Raw genomic sequence first — 14,922 nt, forward strand, 5'->3', positions numbered from 1 at the left:
AAAAGAGCCTTGATTGAATTTTAACAATCATGGCTCTGATTTTTTATAGAAAATATTTTATTTTTCGTTTTCTTTTTTATCTCCTATAAATCTTGCAAAAATAGCAAGTGTGGTGAGGAAAGACACCAAAAGATAAATTAAAAGCGAAAGCAATGCGCCGAGGCTCAATGCAGATCCTGCAAAAATGATTATTGAAATAATACCTGCCGCACAGCAGATGAGCGAAACAATATTTTTCATATTTCTTTGGCTGTCAAGCGCACAAAAGAAAAATCCGACAACAGGGATAATAATGAGAATAGGTGTAAACATTACATACTTTAAAAACGCACTGCCCAAAGCGCCGTCTGCGTTGCCGCCGATAAATGAAATAAGGTCAAGAACAGAATATGAATAAAATACACCTTGTGAATTTGCGCCCTGTATAAAAGGCATTGAGCACAAAAACACCAAAAGCGCATAAAAAACGCATTGTGCTATTCTGAATCGTTTTCTTGTTTTGTTTTCAGGAATTTTAAGCATTGTATCCTCCAAGGTAAAAAATTATATAATTACTCATTTTTGCAAATAATCACAAAATATCTGTAATAATTTTTAATTATAACATATTACGAATTATTATAAAAGTGATTATATCACAAATTTTTAGGTTGCACAATGGATTTTTTTGTGATATAATATAAATAAGTTTTGATTTTTCAAAGCTGAAAGGAGTTTTTTCAATGAGCTACATTAATGAATCCGTAATTTACAATATATATCCCCTCGGCTGGTGTGGAGCGCCAAAGCAAAATGACGGTCAGCTTGTTTACCGACTTGATAAGATTTACGATTGGATTCCACACTTTAAGAAAATGAGCGTAAACTGCATCGTTTTCAATCCGCCTTTTGAAAGCAGTTTTCATGGCTACGACACAATCGACTATAAAAAGGTTGACTGCCGCCTCGGCGACAATGAGTCATTCAAAAAGATTTGCAAAACCCTGCACGAAAACGGCATAAAAATTATGCTTGACGGTGTGTTTAACCATGTCGGCAGAGATTTCTTTGCATTCAAAGATGTTCAGCAGAATTTACAAAATTCTCAGTATTGCGGCTGGTTTCAAAATCTCGGATTTGGGGGTTCAAGTCCTAAGGGCGATCCATTCACATATGAGGGCTGGGCAGGTCACTTTGACCTTGTAAAGCTAAATCTTCAAAATCAAGATGTTGTAAACTATCTTTTGGGTGCGGCTGAATTTTGGATTGACGAATTTGACATTGACGGACTCAGACTTGACGCAGCCGACTGCATAGATATTGAGTTTTTCAAAAAGCTGAGAAACACCTGCAAATCTAAAAAGCCTGATTTCTGGCTTTACGGCGAGCTTACACACGGCGACTACAACCATTGGGCAAACAACGAAACTCTTGACTCGGCAACAAACTACGAGTGCTACAAGGGCATTTACTCAAGCCATAATGACCACAACTATTTTGAAATTGCACACTCGCTGAACAGACAGTTTGCAAACGGCGGCATTTACAGAAATATTTACACATACAACTTTGTTGATAACCACGATGTAAACAGAATTGCAAGCAATTTGAGAGATAAAAACCACCTCTGCAATGTTTACACACTTATGTATACAATGCCGGGTGTACCGTCTGTTTACTACGGCAGTGAGTACGGAATTGAGGGACAGCGCACAGACCACAGCGATTACGAACTCCGCCCTTGCCTTGACCTCGGAAATATTCCAAATCCAAACAACAACCTTTTTGAGCATATTGTAAAGCTCGGCAAGGTAAGACTTGCTCTTGAGGCGCTAAAGTACGGTGATTTTGCCAATGTAAAAATAATGAACGAAAAACTCGTTTACAAGAGATGGACAAACAATCAGACTGTATTTGTGGCATTCAACCTTACAGACCATGACGAATGGATTGACTTTGACACAGGCTGTAACGCAAAGCTCACAGATGTTCTCAACGACAACGAAGTTATTGATGTAAACGGTTACTATAACCTGTATATGAAACCGTATTCATCGAGAATACTTGTGGTTAATGACGGAAGTTTTAAAGTGGATTTTTCAGATAATTCTCCGGAGGAAATTACAAAGCCTGTTGAAACCACAGAAACCGCACAGGCTCAGAGTGACGAACCGCATTTCTATACAGAGATTAAACCCGGAAAATACAGACATTTCAAAGGAAACGAATATGAAGTTATAGGCACTGCCCTGCACAGCGAAACAGGTGAAAAGCTTGTAGTCTACAAGGCTCTCTATAACGACGGCGGACTTTGGGTGCGCCCTTACGATATGTTTAAAGAAATAATCGAAAAAGACGGCAAAAAAATCCAAAGATTCACTCCGATTGATTAATTAAAATTTTACACACAAACACCCCCGACAACTGCTGATATAGCATTGTCGGGGGTGTTTTTTATTATCGTGGTAATAAATATGTATTTTAAATCAGTCTTGAAAAGCAACTAAAAGCAGGTTATTTATAGTAATTTTTGAGCAACTTTGCAAACCTCTCCGCAGGATAAATATATTGTGTCTTTCCGTCAATTTTATCCGTTACCAAATGCTCCTTATTTATTTTTCTATTCAGCTTTATTGTACTTAAAACACCATTCTCAATAAAATCATATAAGTAATATCCGTCTTCGAGATATATGCTTTGAAGATGATTTAATGCAGCTATGATTCTGCGGTCAGTAAGTTTAGCAAACAAAGATATATGATGCTCGTTAAAAAATCGTTCCAACAAGGCTGTCATTATTTTATCATCTGAATATATTTCAAAGAGATAGCGTGCAATATAATCACCCACAAATTCTAAATCCGACTTTTTTATATCCACAAGCACAACCGTCAGTTTGCTTGCAAAATTACAAATTTGCAGGCATTTACGATGGTCAAAGTAAAACAGCTTTGCTCCCCACTCTAATAATCGGTTACCTTTCTCGTTATTATATGTTTTCAAAACAAGCGGTCGAATAATAGGATTTTGAATATTCTCAGGCATTGTCATCCCATATCTATCCACTGTTTGTTTAGTTGCATATATGATCATATACCCACCTCTGTTATTTTTCTATATGAGTCAGCATTGCTACCGTCTCGACGTGGCTCGGTTGTTCAACGAAAAACATACTCACCCCCTATTGTACACGGGAATGGCGGAACGCACCTTTTCCCTTGAAATCCAGTGGTTCGAGCCTGTGATAACCTTGAATTGCTCTATCATTTGTATAGGCAAACAGGGAAAGCTCTATTTCTTAAACTTCATTTTTCATGTCATCCCTACAAACTGGAATTTAGCGATTTCTTTTTCCGGTATTCTCTGTCCCTCGGATTTCCTCATGATAGAAATAATCTACGATCACCGGATGCCCCTGCGGAACTCTTCCGTAAGGCATTTCATTATCCACAAAGGGACAATCATATTTCTTAGCCATTTCCTCAGCTTTTACTTCAAGTGCTTCAAAGTAGCTGCGGTCATGCTTGTTATAGATCTCATCGTAAAGCGGTACAAAATCAGGATGTTTTCCGGCGATATAATCCATAATCGTCTTCTTGAAACCGCCTCGAAGATTGAGATTTTCGAGCCAGAACAGATCGCACTGATCCTTTACCCGCTCAAAAATGGCTTCAAAATCCGTGATGCCGGGGAATACCGGAGATACGAAACAGACTGTACGGATACCTGCTTCATATACCTGCTTCATAGCAGCGATACGCCGCTCAATGCTCGAAGCAGAGTCCATATCGTTCTTGAAATTTTCATCCAGTGTGTTGATCGACCATGAAACGGTTACTCGTCCAAGCTTTTTCAGCAGATCAATATCCCGTACCACAAGATCAGACTTTGTGCAGATCAGAATATCTGCGTCACTGCCGATCAGCTGCTCCAGAAGTTTTCTGGTATTCCTGAATTGCTCCTCCTGTGGATTGTAGCCATCCGTCACAGAACCGATGACCACCCGCTGTCCGGCATATTTCTTCGGTTTTTTAATTTCGGGCCAATGCTTCACATCAAGGAAAGTGCCCCATTCCTCCGTGTGTCCGGTAAAGCGCTTCATAAAAGAAGCATAGCAATACTTGCAGGCATGTGTACAGCCTACATAGGGATTGACCGAGTAACCGCCTACCGGCAGACTGGACTTGGTCATGATGTTCTTTGTTTCCACCTCACGAATGAGGATTCCATTTATTACTTCTGCCATGATCTCTGTACCTCTAACACTTTATTGAATTCCTCCGGCATTTCCTGAATCATATTTTCATCCCCTATGATAGGGACAAGGTCTTCCTTCATAAACACCGGAATGCCGAGTGCGTGTGCCTGATCCGTCAGAGACCATGCCCATTCCGGCTCCGTATGAATCTTCCTGCTCTGAGCCCCGGTCATAGTGCCGACAACGATCCAGTTGATTCCGGAAAGGTCAACTGTGCCGGGATCGTCGAATAACGGCTCAAAGGTAACATGGTAATGTTTTGCTCTGACGTTTTTCCGAAGGGCGTCGATACGCCACCGTTCGGCTTTCCTCGTCACCGTAACGCCAAACCATGCGTTTTCCAGATCGGTATCAAAATCCAGCAGATCGGGGCGCTTGGTCAGGAACAGGAACTGATGCTGTGGATTTTCACGGATCTTTGCAAATACCTCGTCTCTCCATTCCGGCTTCCATCCGAAGAGATCGCTCATGCCGGTAAGAAGAAAGTTCTGCGGACGTTTCTTTTCCATCCTCTTGAGTTTGCCCGGAAAGAACTCAGGATCAGCGAAGTCATCAATCATATGCCAGCGTTTCACGTTGTTGCGGGCATAGCAATATGCACACCCCACTGTGCAGCCAATGACGATATTCATGTTCTGAATCTGATCTTTGATACAAATACTCATGACTTCTGCCACTCCTCAAGATTCTTTCTGATGCGGTCGAGGCATTCCTCAAACCGGGTTATTTCTTCCTCTGAAAAACCTTTGTAGTAAACACTGCCCATCTCATCAGATACAGAATCGTACTCGCCCTTTAAGGCATGTGCTTTCTCAGTCAGAAACAGAAGTGTTTTCCTTTTGTCCGTTTCAGACTGAACACGGCTTATCAGCCCTTGATTTTCCATTCTTTCCAGCATCGTAGTAAGAGATGTTATCGCTAATCCGCATTTAGTCGAGAGTGACCTGATTGAGATACCATCCTCCTGCCACAGCACATAAAGAATACGTCCCTGGGCTCCATTAAACGCATCAATATTCTTTTCACTGAGAATCTTCTCAAAAATCCGGTCTCCAAGTTGTTTTATTTTGGTGACAAGAAATCCGCCATTTGTTTTCATGTAAATGCTCCTATATAGTAGTTTATTAAATTATACTATATAGGAGCTTTATTGTCAAGAGTTTATATGTCTTAATAGGTAAATTCCGTTTTTTTCAATTCTCCAAATCGGAATTTGTGGAGAGATTTCCTGAACTTTCCTTATTTTACAGGCTTTCCAGCCCCTTAGATAGTGAAATGATATGTATTTTCCCTTATTTTTGCCCTTGTGAGGAATCCGCAAGGGAAATAAGGGAAATTTTATGCCAAAGTATGCAAGAGAAGTTGCCAGTGGCAAGTTCTCTGTATTTAAGCATTGCTCGCTACTTTATCAAGAAGTCTTGCGGAATCCCGTTTAGCTTTTCTTGTTGAGTGAGCGTAAATATTCATTGTGGTACTTACGTCAGAATGTCCTAACAGTTCCTGTACATCTTTCGGAGCCGCCCCATTCGAGAGCAGGTTGCTGGTGTAGGTGTGCCGTAACTGGTGAAAGTGAAAATCTTCAAATCCTTCCAGCTTCTTTGACACTGACCTGCATACAATGCCGAGTGTACTCGGCAGTTCCAGACTACCATCCGGTCTGAGGCAGACAAAGGATATTTCTTTATAATCTGCCGGGACTTCCTGCGTTCCGTCAAGGTGATAGTATTCATAATACACCCTGTTTTTTACATGCACCTCTTTGTAGTAGTTGCGGTGGTAAAGTTCCCCGTACTGCATCCGGCTTTTCAGTTGTTCCCGTCTTGCTGCTTTCAATATTTCAGTCAGTGTATCTCCAAAATCAACAATCCTTACTTTCTTTCGCTTGGTTGTTCCAATCACATTTTTATGCTTCGTTCCGTCATAACGGATACTGCGTTTTATGGTCAGGCATTGTTCTTCAAGGTTGATGTCCTGCCATGTAAGACCACAGGTTTCCCCGATACGAAGTCCTGCATAATATGCGATCTGAATCGGCAGAATTGCAGGTGGATTTTTCTTTTCCAGATACTTGATAAGCCGCTCGTAATCCTCATGTGAAATCGGCTGTGTACCTTCTTCTACCTCATCATCAGAAAAGAGGTCAACTTCCTCTGCCTGTCGTTTCAGCTTGATATATTGCATTGGATTGAAACTGATTAACTGTTTTGGAAATACTGCAAAACGGAAAGACTGCTGTAACACTGCGGAAAAAGAATGGATATAATCTTTGCTATATCCTTTTCGCACTTTTCCATCCGGAAACTCGCCACCGAATGTAAGCAGGTCGAGAAAACTCTGTAAATGTTCAGCGGTAACTGTTTTTAACTTTCGGTCTGCAATCGGGTGTTTTTTGATACATCGGATTGCACCAAGATAATTTTCCACTGTGCCATTGCTGAGTGTTCCGGCTTTCAGTTCTTCTTCCGCCCACATATCCAGAAGTTCTCCTACCGTAAGGCTTTCTGCCCTTGCGACAAACTTCTTATTTTCATAATCTTCCAGTGCTTTGCGGAGAAGCTTTTCCGTCTCACTTTTACTTTCGGTTCCGGCGTATTCTTTCTGAACCATTTTTCCGCTTGCGTCCTCTACATAGAAGCGATAGTACCATTTCTTTCCTTTTTTTCTAACAGATCCTTTTGCCATAATCGTATGTCTCCTTTCGATATCAGACAATCGGAACTGCTGAAATGCTTCTTGCGTGTAAGTATATCACAACTCCGGTTGTCTTACTATACCGATTCAGAATCCTCATACATAACTTCGGATAAAAGATTTGCAAGCCTTTGTTCTGCCGCTTCCGGTTTCTTTGAATAGAGCCTTACAACATCTGCCATATCGTTAAATGCGTTGACAGTATGCGTGATCTCCCTGAGAAACATAATCTCATTATATTCATCTTTCGATTCAAATCCCATTACTTTAGCAATGTCCGCATCTTTGGTACTGCCTTTGTAATTTTTACAGGCGAACTGAAACGAATCCAGAAACAGTTCATATTGCTTTAACATTAACAGCAGTAAGTCTTTAGAAAAAGCGTCTTCTGTTTTATTAAGATCAAGAGGTAACTGTTTGAGAATATCGCCCATCACATCACGAATCTGCAATTCTTTCTTATCCGTAATATCAGTTTCATATTCATCGGTTTCCCCTTTGAGCCATTCAATCGATACATGAAGTGCCTCCGAAAGACCTTCCAGTACCATCTTTTTGGTATTGTCAATCGAACCATTCTCATAACGCAGGATTGTGGAAGCGGTAACTCCCATCTTCTCTGCGACATAAGGCTGTGTCAGATTTAATTCGAGACGGCGCTGTTTTGCCCTGCTGCCGATCAGCTTGCGTAGTTCTTTATCTTTCATGCTGATGTGCCTCCTTTTTCGGTATGTCATTACTATACCACGCAACAAAATATATTGCAATATGCAATTGGTAGAAAAAAATGAAATTTCATAATGCTTGACAAAGCAATATAAACACGCTATACTGACAGCACAAATGAAATTGCATAATGCAATTTAAAAGGAGGTGGTCATATGACACAAAGAAAGATTGCCTTATCTATTGAAGAAGCTGCTGATTATACGGGAATCGGCAGGAACACCCTGAGAAAACTGGTGGAATGGAAGAAACTTCCGGTATTAAAGGTCGGGAGAAAAGTCCTGATCAAAACGGATATGCTGGAACTTTTTATGGAAGCCAACGAGGGCAGAGACTTGAGGGATAAGGGAAATGTGAAAGCAGTCACAAGAAACGGTTCAACTTAAAAAAGCGGTTCCCGAAGAAACCGCCAAAGGTTCTATCAGACCGGAGTCATGATATACCTACACGCAAACAGATTATACCATGTACTTCGTCTGACAGACAACAGGAAACTTATGTTTGGAAGAAAAAGAAAGGACGATGATATTTATGGCAAGATCAACAAAGAGTTATGAGGAGCGTATGCTCCAGTTGGAAAAGAAAGAACAGGAAAGCCTTGAGAAAGCAAAACAGTATGCAGTACAGAAACGGGAACTGAAGAAACGTCAGAAAGATGTGGAAACCAAAAAGCGGACACACAGGCTCTGCCAGATTGGTGGTGCGGTGGAATCGGTGCTGGGTTCTGCGATTGAGGAAGATGATATCCCAAAGCTGATCGGCTTCTTAAAAAGGCAGGAAGCAAATGGGAAATTCTTCTCAAAGGCAATGCAGAAAGAGCCAGTTGCGAATACGGAGGAAGTGTAATGCCGGAGGGAGTGGATTTTCCATTCCCTTCATTGCTTTTTCATGAAGGGCGCACTTATGGACAACCAGAGGTCGTCCGTATAAGTTTGCCACAGGTGGCAACCGGTCTGCGCTTACGCTTGCCGGGCTCGTTCCGTCGGCGGGCATTTCATGCAGACCTGCTCATGCCGCAGGAGGCACTCTTCGCCAGAGGGGCGCATTCCATGCAGGCTGTTATGCACAGGGCACTCTTACGCAGAGGGCGTTCCGGCAGATACCATTTTCTTTTTGGGAAAACGTTACCTGCCGGAAATCAAAGCCGGATACGGCAGAAAGGGGGAAACGGATCATGGCGATTTTTCATTATACAGTAAAGATTGTTGGACGCAGCAAAGGAAAATCCATCATATCGGCGTCTGCTTATCTCAATGGCGATGTGATGAAAAATGAAGAAACAGGCAGGATCAGCTACTATACTTCAAAAAAAGAAGTCGTTTATACCAGCCTGCTGATGTGTGAAAATGCACCACAGGAATGGCAGAATGTACCTGCTGAAAATATCAGACGGTTCCAGAAATCTGTCCGATATAAAAGGGCAGATAACCAAAATGCTGCACTGGAAAAATTCAAACTTACTTTTCAGAAGCAGCGTTTATGGAATGAAGTCTTGAGGATAGAAAAAAGTTCAGATGCACAACTCGGCAGGTCATTTGAGTTCTCACTTCCGAAAGAATGGAGCCGACAGGAACAGATTGATTATACAACTGAATATATTCAAAAGACCTTTGTAGATAAGGGAATGTGTGCGGATTGGAGTATCCACGATAAAGGAGATGGTAATCCCCATGTGCATTTACTGGTGACGATGCGACCATTCAATTCAGACCACTCATGGGGTAACAAAGAAATCAAGGATTGGGAGTTTGTCAGAGATGAAAATGGAAATATTGTGGTGGATGAATCCCATCCGGACTGGTGGCAGGATAAAAAGAACCCTGACCGTCATGGAATCCGAATCCCCGTACTTGATGAAAATGGAGTCCAGAAAGTCGGGACAAGGAACCGCAAACAGTGGAAACGTGTATTAACCGATGCTACCGGGTGGAACAATCCGAAAAATTGTGAGCTATGGCGGAGCGAATGGGCAAACGTCTGTAATGCACATTTGAAAACGGAAAATCACATTGACCACCGTTCTTATGCAAGGCAGGGAAAATTAGAGATACCGACGATCCATGAGGGCGCAGATGCCAGAAAAATTGACGAGAAATTTCAAAACGGACAGACATCCTCTACTTCATGGAAAGTAGAGGAAAACCAGATCATAAAAAGACAAAATGCACTGCTGGATAAAATACAGATTTCTTTTGGAAAAGTATCCAGTGCATTAACACAATGGAAGGAGCGATTGCGTGACATTAGAAGAAAGCCGGGAAGTCATTCCCATGATGGAGACAATGATAAACCAGATCGAGGAACAGCAGAATCTTATGGCAGAGATGGTACAGGAATTGCAGGAACGGGACAGGCAGCTCCTGTCTTTTCAGGAGCAGAACCAGAGTTTAAAAAGCTTAAACAGCGAATTATCCAGGCTGCTAAATCTTTTGCCAGATACAGAAGAACTGCTCTCACAGATCGAGCAACAGAAAACCAGAATCGAACAGTTGGAAAACGAGAATCAGCAATGGCAGGAATTAACGCAGAAGCTGAACAACGAGAACAGCTTATTGCAGAAACAGAACAGCGAATTGCTGACCTTAAACAGCAGATAGAGAAAGCGAGGGAGATCGATGAGCGAATGCAGAAACTTAGAGAACGTCGGGCAGGTGGAAGAACTTCTGCTGATGACCGAACAGATGCAGGACGAACTGGATCAGAAAGACCAGACAATCCAGGAACTAAACAGGCAGCTAAGCGAATCGCTGACCTTGAACGAGAAATTGAACAGCGAAAACAGAGCCGAGAATATCGAAGCATTGCGGACAAGATTAAGGCAAACAGAGGAACGATTGACCAGCGAGACAGACAGCAGGAAAAGAGCCGACGCAGAAGCCGTGGCATGGAAATTTAAGTATGAAAAAGCAGAGCAGGAAAAACTTTATGCACAGACACACCAAAAGACGGTAGAGGTAGCTGTTGAGAAAAAAGTGCCTTATGAGAAATGTGAAAAATGTGACCGTACTGCTTACCGGAAAGCAAAAGAAAAATGCGATAGCCGTAAAAGCCAGTTAGAAAAGAAATATAAAAATATGACGATTGGTTATGAAAGTATCTTGTTTCTACTGGCATGGTACAGCATAACAACAACACTGTTTACTGCGATTCTTTCGCCGGTTTTCCTTAACGACTGTATCGTCTTTTTCGGTGCGTTAGGAAAAGGAATGGGAAGTTTATTTCGGGAGTTTGTGACAGGTGCAGACTCTTTCGGACAGTTAAGCAGTGGAATACCTAACAGTATTCTTTCCGGGATTGTGTACTGGCTGATTGCCGGTACTGTCATGGCAATTTTATTCGTAATAACCGGGTGGCTGATAATCGGGATTGGTTATCAGGTAGGAAAAATCTACCGGAAATATTGTTGGGATATCATCAGTATCGTGGTAGCGATAACGAGTACAGCTGTTGTAATTTACTTTGGAGAATGGATTAAAAACGCTAATCCGATAAATCTTATTGTATTGCTATTACTGTCGCATATTATTTATATTGGAATCAGATGTTATGTGAAAGACTGGATGGAAGAACGAGGATATTATTAAAAGAGGACAGGGAAATTTCATAATCTTCCTGTCCTTAGTAAGGGACTATTGATTGTTTATATAAAGAAAAAGTATATAAATAAATCTTGACAATTAGCACGAACTCGGACTATAATATAAAAGTCCGGATTCGTACTAATTTAAGGAGGAAAAAGATGAGAAAAGATAATAATATGATAATACAGTTGCAACGATATTATGCTTTATGGAAAGAATGTACAGCAATGTATGAGGAATGGTCAAAGGATCAGGGACTGTCTTCAAATGGAGTTTTTGCTTTGTATTCATTTTATGAAAGTAATGGAAGATGCACGCAGAAAATGATAAGTGAAGAATGGAATATACCTAAGCAAACGGTAAATACGATACTAAAAGATTTTCAGAAAAAAGGATACATCAATATGGTATCTGATGATTCAGACAAGAGAAATAAGCTGATATGCCTCACAGAATCAGGAATGGAATATACGAAAGATATCATAGAAAAACTGCACTCAAAAGAAATATATGTAATCGAAAAAATGGGATTAGAGAATATAGAAAGTCTTAATGATAATACAGAGCTGTTTATCAGACTTTTCAAGGAAGGAGATTGTAAGAAAAATGAATCATAAATCATTATTTTTTAAATATGTTATTCCATCTATTATAGCATTTGCATTATCAGGAATATATGCGATAGTGGATGGATATTTTGTAGGCAATACCATAGGAGATGCTGGACTTTCGGCTATTAATATTGCATATCCGATTGAGGCTTTGGTTCAGGCTCTTGGAACAGGAATTGGTATGGGAGGAGCTGTTTATTACTCAATTAATGCAGCAGAAAAGAAAGGAAAACGGGCAGAAGAATTTATTGCTACAAGCTGGTGGCTTCTTGTAATAGTAAGTGTTATCAGTACCATAATTATTTACTCCTTTTCGTCTAAAATTTTAGGATTGCTTGGAGCAGATGGAATTATATTAACAAATGCGACAGATTATATCAAAATTATAGCACTTGGAGCAATATTGCAGATTCTTGGAACTGGAATGATGCCATTCATTAGAAATTATGGAAACTCTTTCTGGTCAATGTTTGCGATGGTTGGTGGATTCATAACCAATATTGTTCTGGATTTTATCTTTGTATGGATATATGAAATGGGCATGAAAGGTGCAGCCACAGCTACAATAGCCGGACAGGGTGTGACTGCAGCAATTGCAATCATATACGCATTATATAATAAAAAGTTTTATGTGTATGTATCCTTAAAAAATGTAAAAGAAATGTGTGGCGCTATATTCAGAGTAGGTCTTGCACCATTTGGGCTAGCATTGACTCCTAATATTTCATTGGTGTTTATAAACCGATTCTCCGCTTCTTATGGGGGAGAAAAAGCTATTGCAACTTATGCATGTGTATCCTATATTATCTGTATCATATATCTCATATTGCAGGGCGTAGGTGATGGAAGTCAACCTTTAATGAGCCGTTTTTATGGTGAGAAGGATCAAGAAAGCCTGAGAGGAGTTCAGAGAATGGCATACATTTTTGCAATAATTCTTGCTGTTTGTGGTGGAATTATCATGTATGTAAACAGAGCAAATATTGGAGGGGTTTTCGGAGCTTCTTATGAAGTAAGTATTGAGATTTCTAAAATTGTACCTATATTTTTAGTGTCATTACCATTTGTTGCGATTACCAGAATAGCGACAGCTGGATTTTATGCTACTGAAAAAAGTGGATTGTCATACATTCTTACATTCATTGAACCAGTATTGATGCTGATATTTATGCTTGTTTTACCACCTTTATTTGGTGGACAGATTATGATATGGTGGAGTACGGTATTGGCACGTGTTTTTTCAGCGATTCTGGCATTCATACTAATAAAATATTGCGAAAAGGGAGATTTGCAATATGGAATACAGAAAATTTAACAATCAGATAGTAGCAAGAATAATCTAGGTTTATCTATTGTATTTTTAAGGACAGCCTCATAGCAATAGGGCTGTCCTTTTAAAATTATGAAGCTAATTTTTAATAAATTCTAGTAGATTTTGATTGGAATAATCATAACTCTAATGAATCTTCAGCATCTACCCACATCTGTAAATTCCCATCAAGATATAACCTTGCATATTCTAATGGCTCATCGATTGCAAGCGATGTCAAAGCACAATCAGATCCAGGTGTGGTTCTTAAATTTTTTTCTGCTTCCCAACAATCAATACGGAGTATATAGCCCGTATTAGTATATACATCAATGCTGTTGCACTGTGGATTGTATTCTGCAAATATTGTTCTCATCGTATCCCATCTCCTTATCATTTAATCAATCAGTAGTAGCAAAAATTAAGAAGCATTTCAATCAGTTCACCATGTCACTTTTATTTTGTGTTATACTGTCTTATAGATTTTTCTTGCCCTTGTATTTGCCCTTATCAGAGTGCATAAACACTGATGGGACGATATAACACAAGGGAAATAATAAGGGAAAGCTCACCTGCGACAAATCCAGTGTTTTCAAGGGGTTGCGAAGAATTTAATAATAAAATATAACAGTTATTAAATTTCTTAAAACAGGTGAAATCTCAATCGGAATTGTTCGAGCTTTTCAAATACTAACGTCCTTAATTCTGTTCAATAATTGATTTATAGTAGTTACCAAAGTCAGCAAGTGAATTAACAATTGGAAGCATTTTTGTTCCGAGTTCCGTTAAGCTGTATTCAACTCTCGGTGGCTGCTCATGGTAATCGTGGCGATATGCCAGCCCATCACTCATCATTTGTCTTAAACTATCTGTCAAAACCTTTTGTGAAATACCATCTATACTTCGTTGTAGCTCATTGAATCTCCATGGACGCTCTTTCAAGTTACGCAAAATCAGCAGTTTCCATTTTCCTCCGATAAGAGATACTGCTGTTGCAACTGGGCATTCCGGTAATTCTTCTTTTGCTCGCATAATTCTCACCTCCGAGTCTATTGTAACACATTCATTTTTGAGTGTACAGTTACAAAAAGGTGCGTACTTGTTTTTGTATGTGTCTCACACTATACTAATACCAAGCAACCAGAAACTACAAATTAACTATGGAGGTACTATTATGGCAAATTACACAAAAACAACTATTGGAAAGGAAAACCGAATTGAGCTACATGAAAAGTTGTCTTTAACAGGTGCAGAAATCAGTTTAAACGAACTACCTGCAGGAGCAAATGTCCCATTTGTTCATTCTCATAAAGAAAATGAAGAAATCTATGGAATTCTTTCAGGTAACGGCAAAGCCATAATTGATGGAGAAGAAATTAGCCTTTCAACTGGAGACTGGCTAAAAATCGCACCTGCTGCAAAGCGTCAGTTTTTTGCATCCGATATTTCTGGAATTACTTATATCTGCATTCAGGTAAAAGAAAATTCTCTGGAACATTTTACAGCAGAGGATGCCGTAATCGGCTAATTAAAAGTATTTATTTACAAAAATGCACAGTTCACGATAAGCTAAGAACTGTGCATTTCTTTTTTGTTCAATATTACGTTTTCTCAATTTTTCAAACAAGAAGTTATCAGTGATTATCTTTTAGAAAACAGCCAACTACAGCAACGCCAAATCCAAAAACACCTAGGACATATCCCCAAAAATTATTTGTTGTCACAGCAATTCCTAAAAGTATTATTGCAATCCCCAGTTACTCAATC

At 39.9% G+C, this 14,922-nt stretch carries 18 protein-coding genes; 9 read left to right on the forward strand and 9 right to left on the reverse strand.

Annotation, left to right across the window (positions count from 1 at the left end):
- Positions 1-57: 57 nt before the first annotated feature.
- The gene (locus DXC23_RS03750; RefSeq protein WP_117704831.1) at positions 58-522 is read right to left on the reverse strand and encodes a hypothetical protein; all 465 of its coding nucleotides are present in this window, start codon (positions 520-522) and stop codon (positions 58-60) included.
- Between the two features lie 200 nt (positions 523-722).
- Here DXC23_RS03750 and DXC23_RS03755 point away from each other — a divergent pair, with 200 nt between their 5' ends.
- Positions 723-2,372 carry a DUF1653 domain-containing protein gene (locus DXC23_RS03755; protein WP_117704832.1) on the forward strand — a complete coding sequence of 550 codons (1,650 nt, stop codon included), beginning with the start codon at positions 723-725 and terminating at the stop codon, positions 2,370-2,372.
- Positions 2,373-2,493: 121 nt separating this feature from the next.
- Here DXC23_RS03755 and DXC23_RS03760 read toward each other — a convergent pair whose 3' ends face one another.
- The 6 genes from DXC23_RS03760 to DXC23_RS03785 all read right to left on the reverse strand — a co-directional run bounded on the left by DXC23_RS03760 (position 2,494) and on the right by DXC23_RS03785 (position 7,635).
- Positions 2,494-3,072, reverse strand: coding sequence for a hypothetical protein (locus DXC23_RS03760; protein ID WP_147329122.1), 579 nt, complete (start codon positions 3,070-3,072; stop codon positions 2,494-2,496).
- Between the two features lie 244 nt (positions 3,073-3,316).
- Positions 3,317-4,225, reverse strand: coding sequence for a radical SAM mobile pair protein B (locus DXC23_RS03765; protein WP_117704834.1), 909 nt, complete (start codon positions 4,223-4,225; stop codon positions 3,317-3,319).
- Positions 4,213-4,902, reverse strand: a complete 690-nt coding sequence (locus DXC23_RS03770; protein ID WP_117704835.1) for a radical SAM mobile pair protein A — start codon at positions 4,900-4,902, stop codon at positions 4,213-4,215. Before DXC23_RS03770 ends, DXC23_RS03765 begins: the two co-directional genes overlap by 13 nt.
- Entirely contained in the window at positions 4,899-5,336 is a 438-nt protein-coding gene (locus DXC23_RS03775) for a radical SAM mobile pair system MarR family transcriptional regulator (protein ID WP_117704836.1), read from the reverse strand. The genes DXC23_RS03770 and DXC23_RS03775 overlap by 4 nt, the downstream gene beginning before the upstream one ends.
- Positions 5,337-5,623: 287 nt before the next feature.
- Entirely contained in the window at positions 5,624-6,919 is a 1,296-nt protein-coding gene (locus DXC23_RS03780) for a tyrosine-type recombinase/integrase (protein WP_117704837.1), read from the reverse strand.
- A gap of 86 nt (positions 6,920-7,005) precedes the next feature.
- On the reverse strand, positions 7,006-7,635 hold the full coding sequence (locus DXC23_RS03785) for a helix-turn-helix transcriptional regulator (protein WP_024738907.1): 630 nt from the start codon (positions 7,633-7,635) through the stop codon (positions 7,006-7,008).
- 174 nt (positions 7,636-7,809) lie between these two features.
- Between DXC23_RS03785 and DXC23_RS03790 the strand changes: the two genes are divergently transcribed.
- The 7 genes from DXC23_RS03790 to DXC23_RS03820 all read left to right on the forward strand — a co-directional run bounded on the left by DXC23_RS03790 (position 7,810) and on the right by DXC23_RS03820 (position 13,161).
- Complete coding sequence (locus DXC23_RS03790) at positions 7,810-8,040, forward strand: helix-turn-helix domain-containing protein (protein ID WP_002578307.1); 231 nt, start codon at positions 7,810-7,812, stop codon at positions 8,038-8,040.
- 145 nt (positions 8,041-8,185) lie between these two features.
- On the forward strand, positions 8,186-8,500 hold the full coding sequence (locus DXC23_RS03795) for a relaxasome subunit MobC (protein WP_117705064.1): 315 nt from the start codon (positions 8,186-8,188) through the stop codon (positions 8,498-8,500).
- Positions 8,500-8,853, forward strand: coding sequence for a hypothetical protein (locus DXC23_RS12800; RefSeq protein WP_117704838.1), 354 nt, complete (start codon positions 8,500-8,502; stop codon positions 8,851-8,853). The genes DXC23_RS03795 and DXC23_RS12800 overlap by 1 nt, the downstream gene beginning before the upstream one ends.
- Positions 8,829-10,550: a MobA/MobL family protein gene (locus DXC23_RS03805; RefSeq protein ID WP_117535163.1), complete on the forward strand. Its 1,722-nt coding sequence runs from the start codon at positions 8,829-8,831 to the stop codon at positions 10,548-10,550. The genes DXC23_RS12800 and DXC23_RS03805 overlap by 25 nt, the downstream gene beginning before the upstream one ends.
- Positions 10,489-11,238 (forward strand): DUF6040 family protein, encoded by a 750-nt coding sequence (locus DXC23_RS03810; RefSeq protein WP_009243742.1) that lies wholly within the window; start codon positions 10,489-10,491, stop codon positions 11,236-11,238. The genes DXC23_RS03805 and DXC23_RS03810 overlap by 62 nt, the downstream gene beginning before the upstream one ends.
- A gap of 155 nt (positions 11,239-11,393) precedes the next feature.
- Entirely contained in the window at positions 11,394-11,852 is a 459-nt protein-coding gene (locus DXC23_RS03815; protein WP_002595211.1) for a MarR family transcriptional regulator, read from the forward strand.
- The gene (locus tag DXC23_RS03820) at positions 11,842-13,161 is read left to right on the forward strand and encodes an MATE family efflux transporter (protein ID WP_117704839.1); all 1,320 of its coding nucleotides are present in this window, start codon (positions 11,842-11,844) and stop codon (positions 13,159-13,161) included. The genes DXC23_RS03815 and DXC23_RS03820 overlap by 11 nt, the downstream gene beginning before the upstream one ends.
- A 133-nt stretch (positions 13,162-13,294) precedes the next feature.
- Here DXC23_RS03820 and DXC23_RS03825 read toward each other — a convergent pair whose 3' ends face one another.
- A complete protein-coding gene (locus DXC23_RS03825) occupies positions 13,295-13,531 on the reverse strand; it encodes a DUF6061 family protein (protein WP_002578301.1) in 237 nt (78 codons plus the stop codon).
- 323 nt (positions 13,532-13,854) lie between these two features.
- Positions 13,855-14,187 carry a helix-turn-helix domain-containing protein gene (locus DXC23_RS03830; protein WP_117704840.1) on the reverse strand — a complete coding sequence of 111 codons (333 nt, stop codon included), beginning with the start codon at positions 14,185-14,187 and terminating at the stop codon, positions 13,855-13,857.
- A 142-nt stretch (positions 14,188-14,329) separates the two neighbouring features.
- Between DXC23_RS03830 and DXC23_RS03835 the strand changes: the two genes are divergently transcribed.
- The gene (locus DXC23_RS03835) at positions 14,330-14,683 is read left to right on the forward strand and encodes a cupin domain-containing protein (protein ID WP_004614173.1); all 354 of its coding nucleotides are present in this window, start codon (positions 14,330-14,332) and stop codon (positions 14,681-14,683) included.
- Positions 14,684-14,922: the final 239 nt, after the last annotated feature.

This window comes from Eubacterium sp. OM08-24 (assembly GCF_003438075.1).
Taxonomy (GTDB): domain Bacteria; phylum Bacillota; class Clostridia; order Oscillospirales; family Acutalibacteraceae; genus Ruminococcoides.

Bases quoted from the DNA above. Each gene is read 5' to 3' on its own strand.
- DXC23_RS03780 (WP_117704837.1), bottom strand. From the start codon at position 6,919: ATGGCAAAAGGATCTGTTAGAAAAAAAGGAAAGAAATGGTACTATCGC.
- DXC23_RS03785 (WP_024738907.1), bottom strand. From the start codon at position 7,635: ATGAAAGATAAAGAACTACGCAAGCTGATCGGCAGCAGGGCAAAACAG.
- DXC23_RS03775 (WP_117704836.1), bottom strand. From the start codon at position 5,336: ATGAAAACAAATGGCGGATTTCTTGTCACCAAAATAAAACAACTTGGA.
- DXC23_RS03835 (WP_004614173.1), top strand. From the start codon at position 14,330: ATGGCAAATTACACAAAAACAACTATTGGAAAGGAAAACCGAATTGAG.
- DXC23_RS03830 (WP_117704840.1), bottom strand. From the start codon at position 14,187: ATGCGAGCAAAAGAAGAATTACCGGAATGCCCAGTTGCAACAGCAGTA.
- DXC23_RS03825 (WP_002578301.1), bottom strand. From the start codon at position 13,531: ATGAGAACAATATTTGCAGAATACAATCCACAGTGCAACAGCATTGAT.
- DXC23_RS03770 (WP_117704835.1), bottom strand. From the start codon at position 4,902: ATGAGTATTTGTATCAAAGATCAGATTCAGAACATGAATATCGTCATT.
- DXC23_RS03755 (WP_117704832.1), top strand. From the start codon at position 723: ATGAGCTACATTAATGAATCCGTAATTTACAATATATATCCCCTCGGC.
- DXC23_RS03805 (WP_117535163.1), top strand. From the start codon at position 8,829: ATGGCGATTTTTCATTATACAGTAAAGATTGTTGGACGCAGCAAAGGA.
- DXC23_RS03750 (WP_117704831.1), bottom strand. From the start codon at position 522: ATGCTTAAAATTCCTGAAAACAAAACAAGAAAACGATTCAGAATAGCA.
- DXC23_RS03820 (WP_117704839.1), top strand. From the start codon at position 11,842: ATGAATCATAAATCATTATTTTTTAAATATGTTATTCCATCTATTATA.
- DXC23_RS03760 (WP_147329122.1), bottom strand. From the start codon at position 3,072: ATGATCATATATGCAACTAAACAAACAGTGGATAGATATGGGATGACA.
- DXC23_RS03790 (WP_002578307.1), top strand. From the start codon at position 7,810: ATGACACAAAGAAAGATTGCCTTATCTATTGAAGAAGCTGCTGATTAT.
- DXC23_RS03795 (WP_117705064.1), top strand. From the start codon at position 8,186: ATGGCAAGATCAACAAAGAGTTATGAGGAGCGTATGCTCCAGTTGGAA.
- DXC23_RS12800 (WP_117704838.1), top strand. From the start codon at position 8,500: ATGCCGGAGGGAGTGGATTTTCCATTCCCTTCATTGCTTTTTCATGAA.
- DXC23_RS03765 (WP_117704834.1), bottom strand. From the start codon at position 4,225: ATGGCAGAAGTAATAAATGGAATCCTCATTCGTGAGGTGGAAACAAAG.
- DXC23_RS03815 (WP_002595211.1), top strand. From the start codon at position 11,394: ATGAGAAAAGATAATAATATGATAATACAGTTGCAACGATATTATGCT.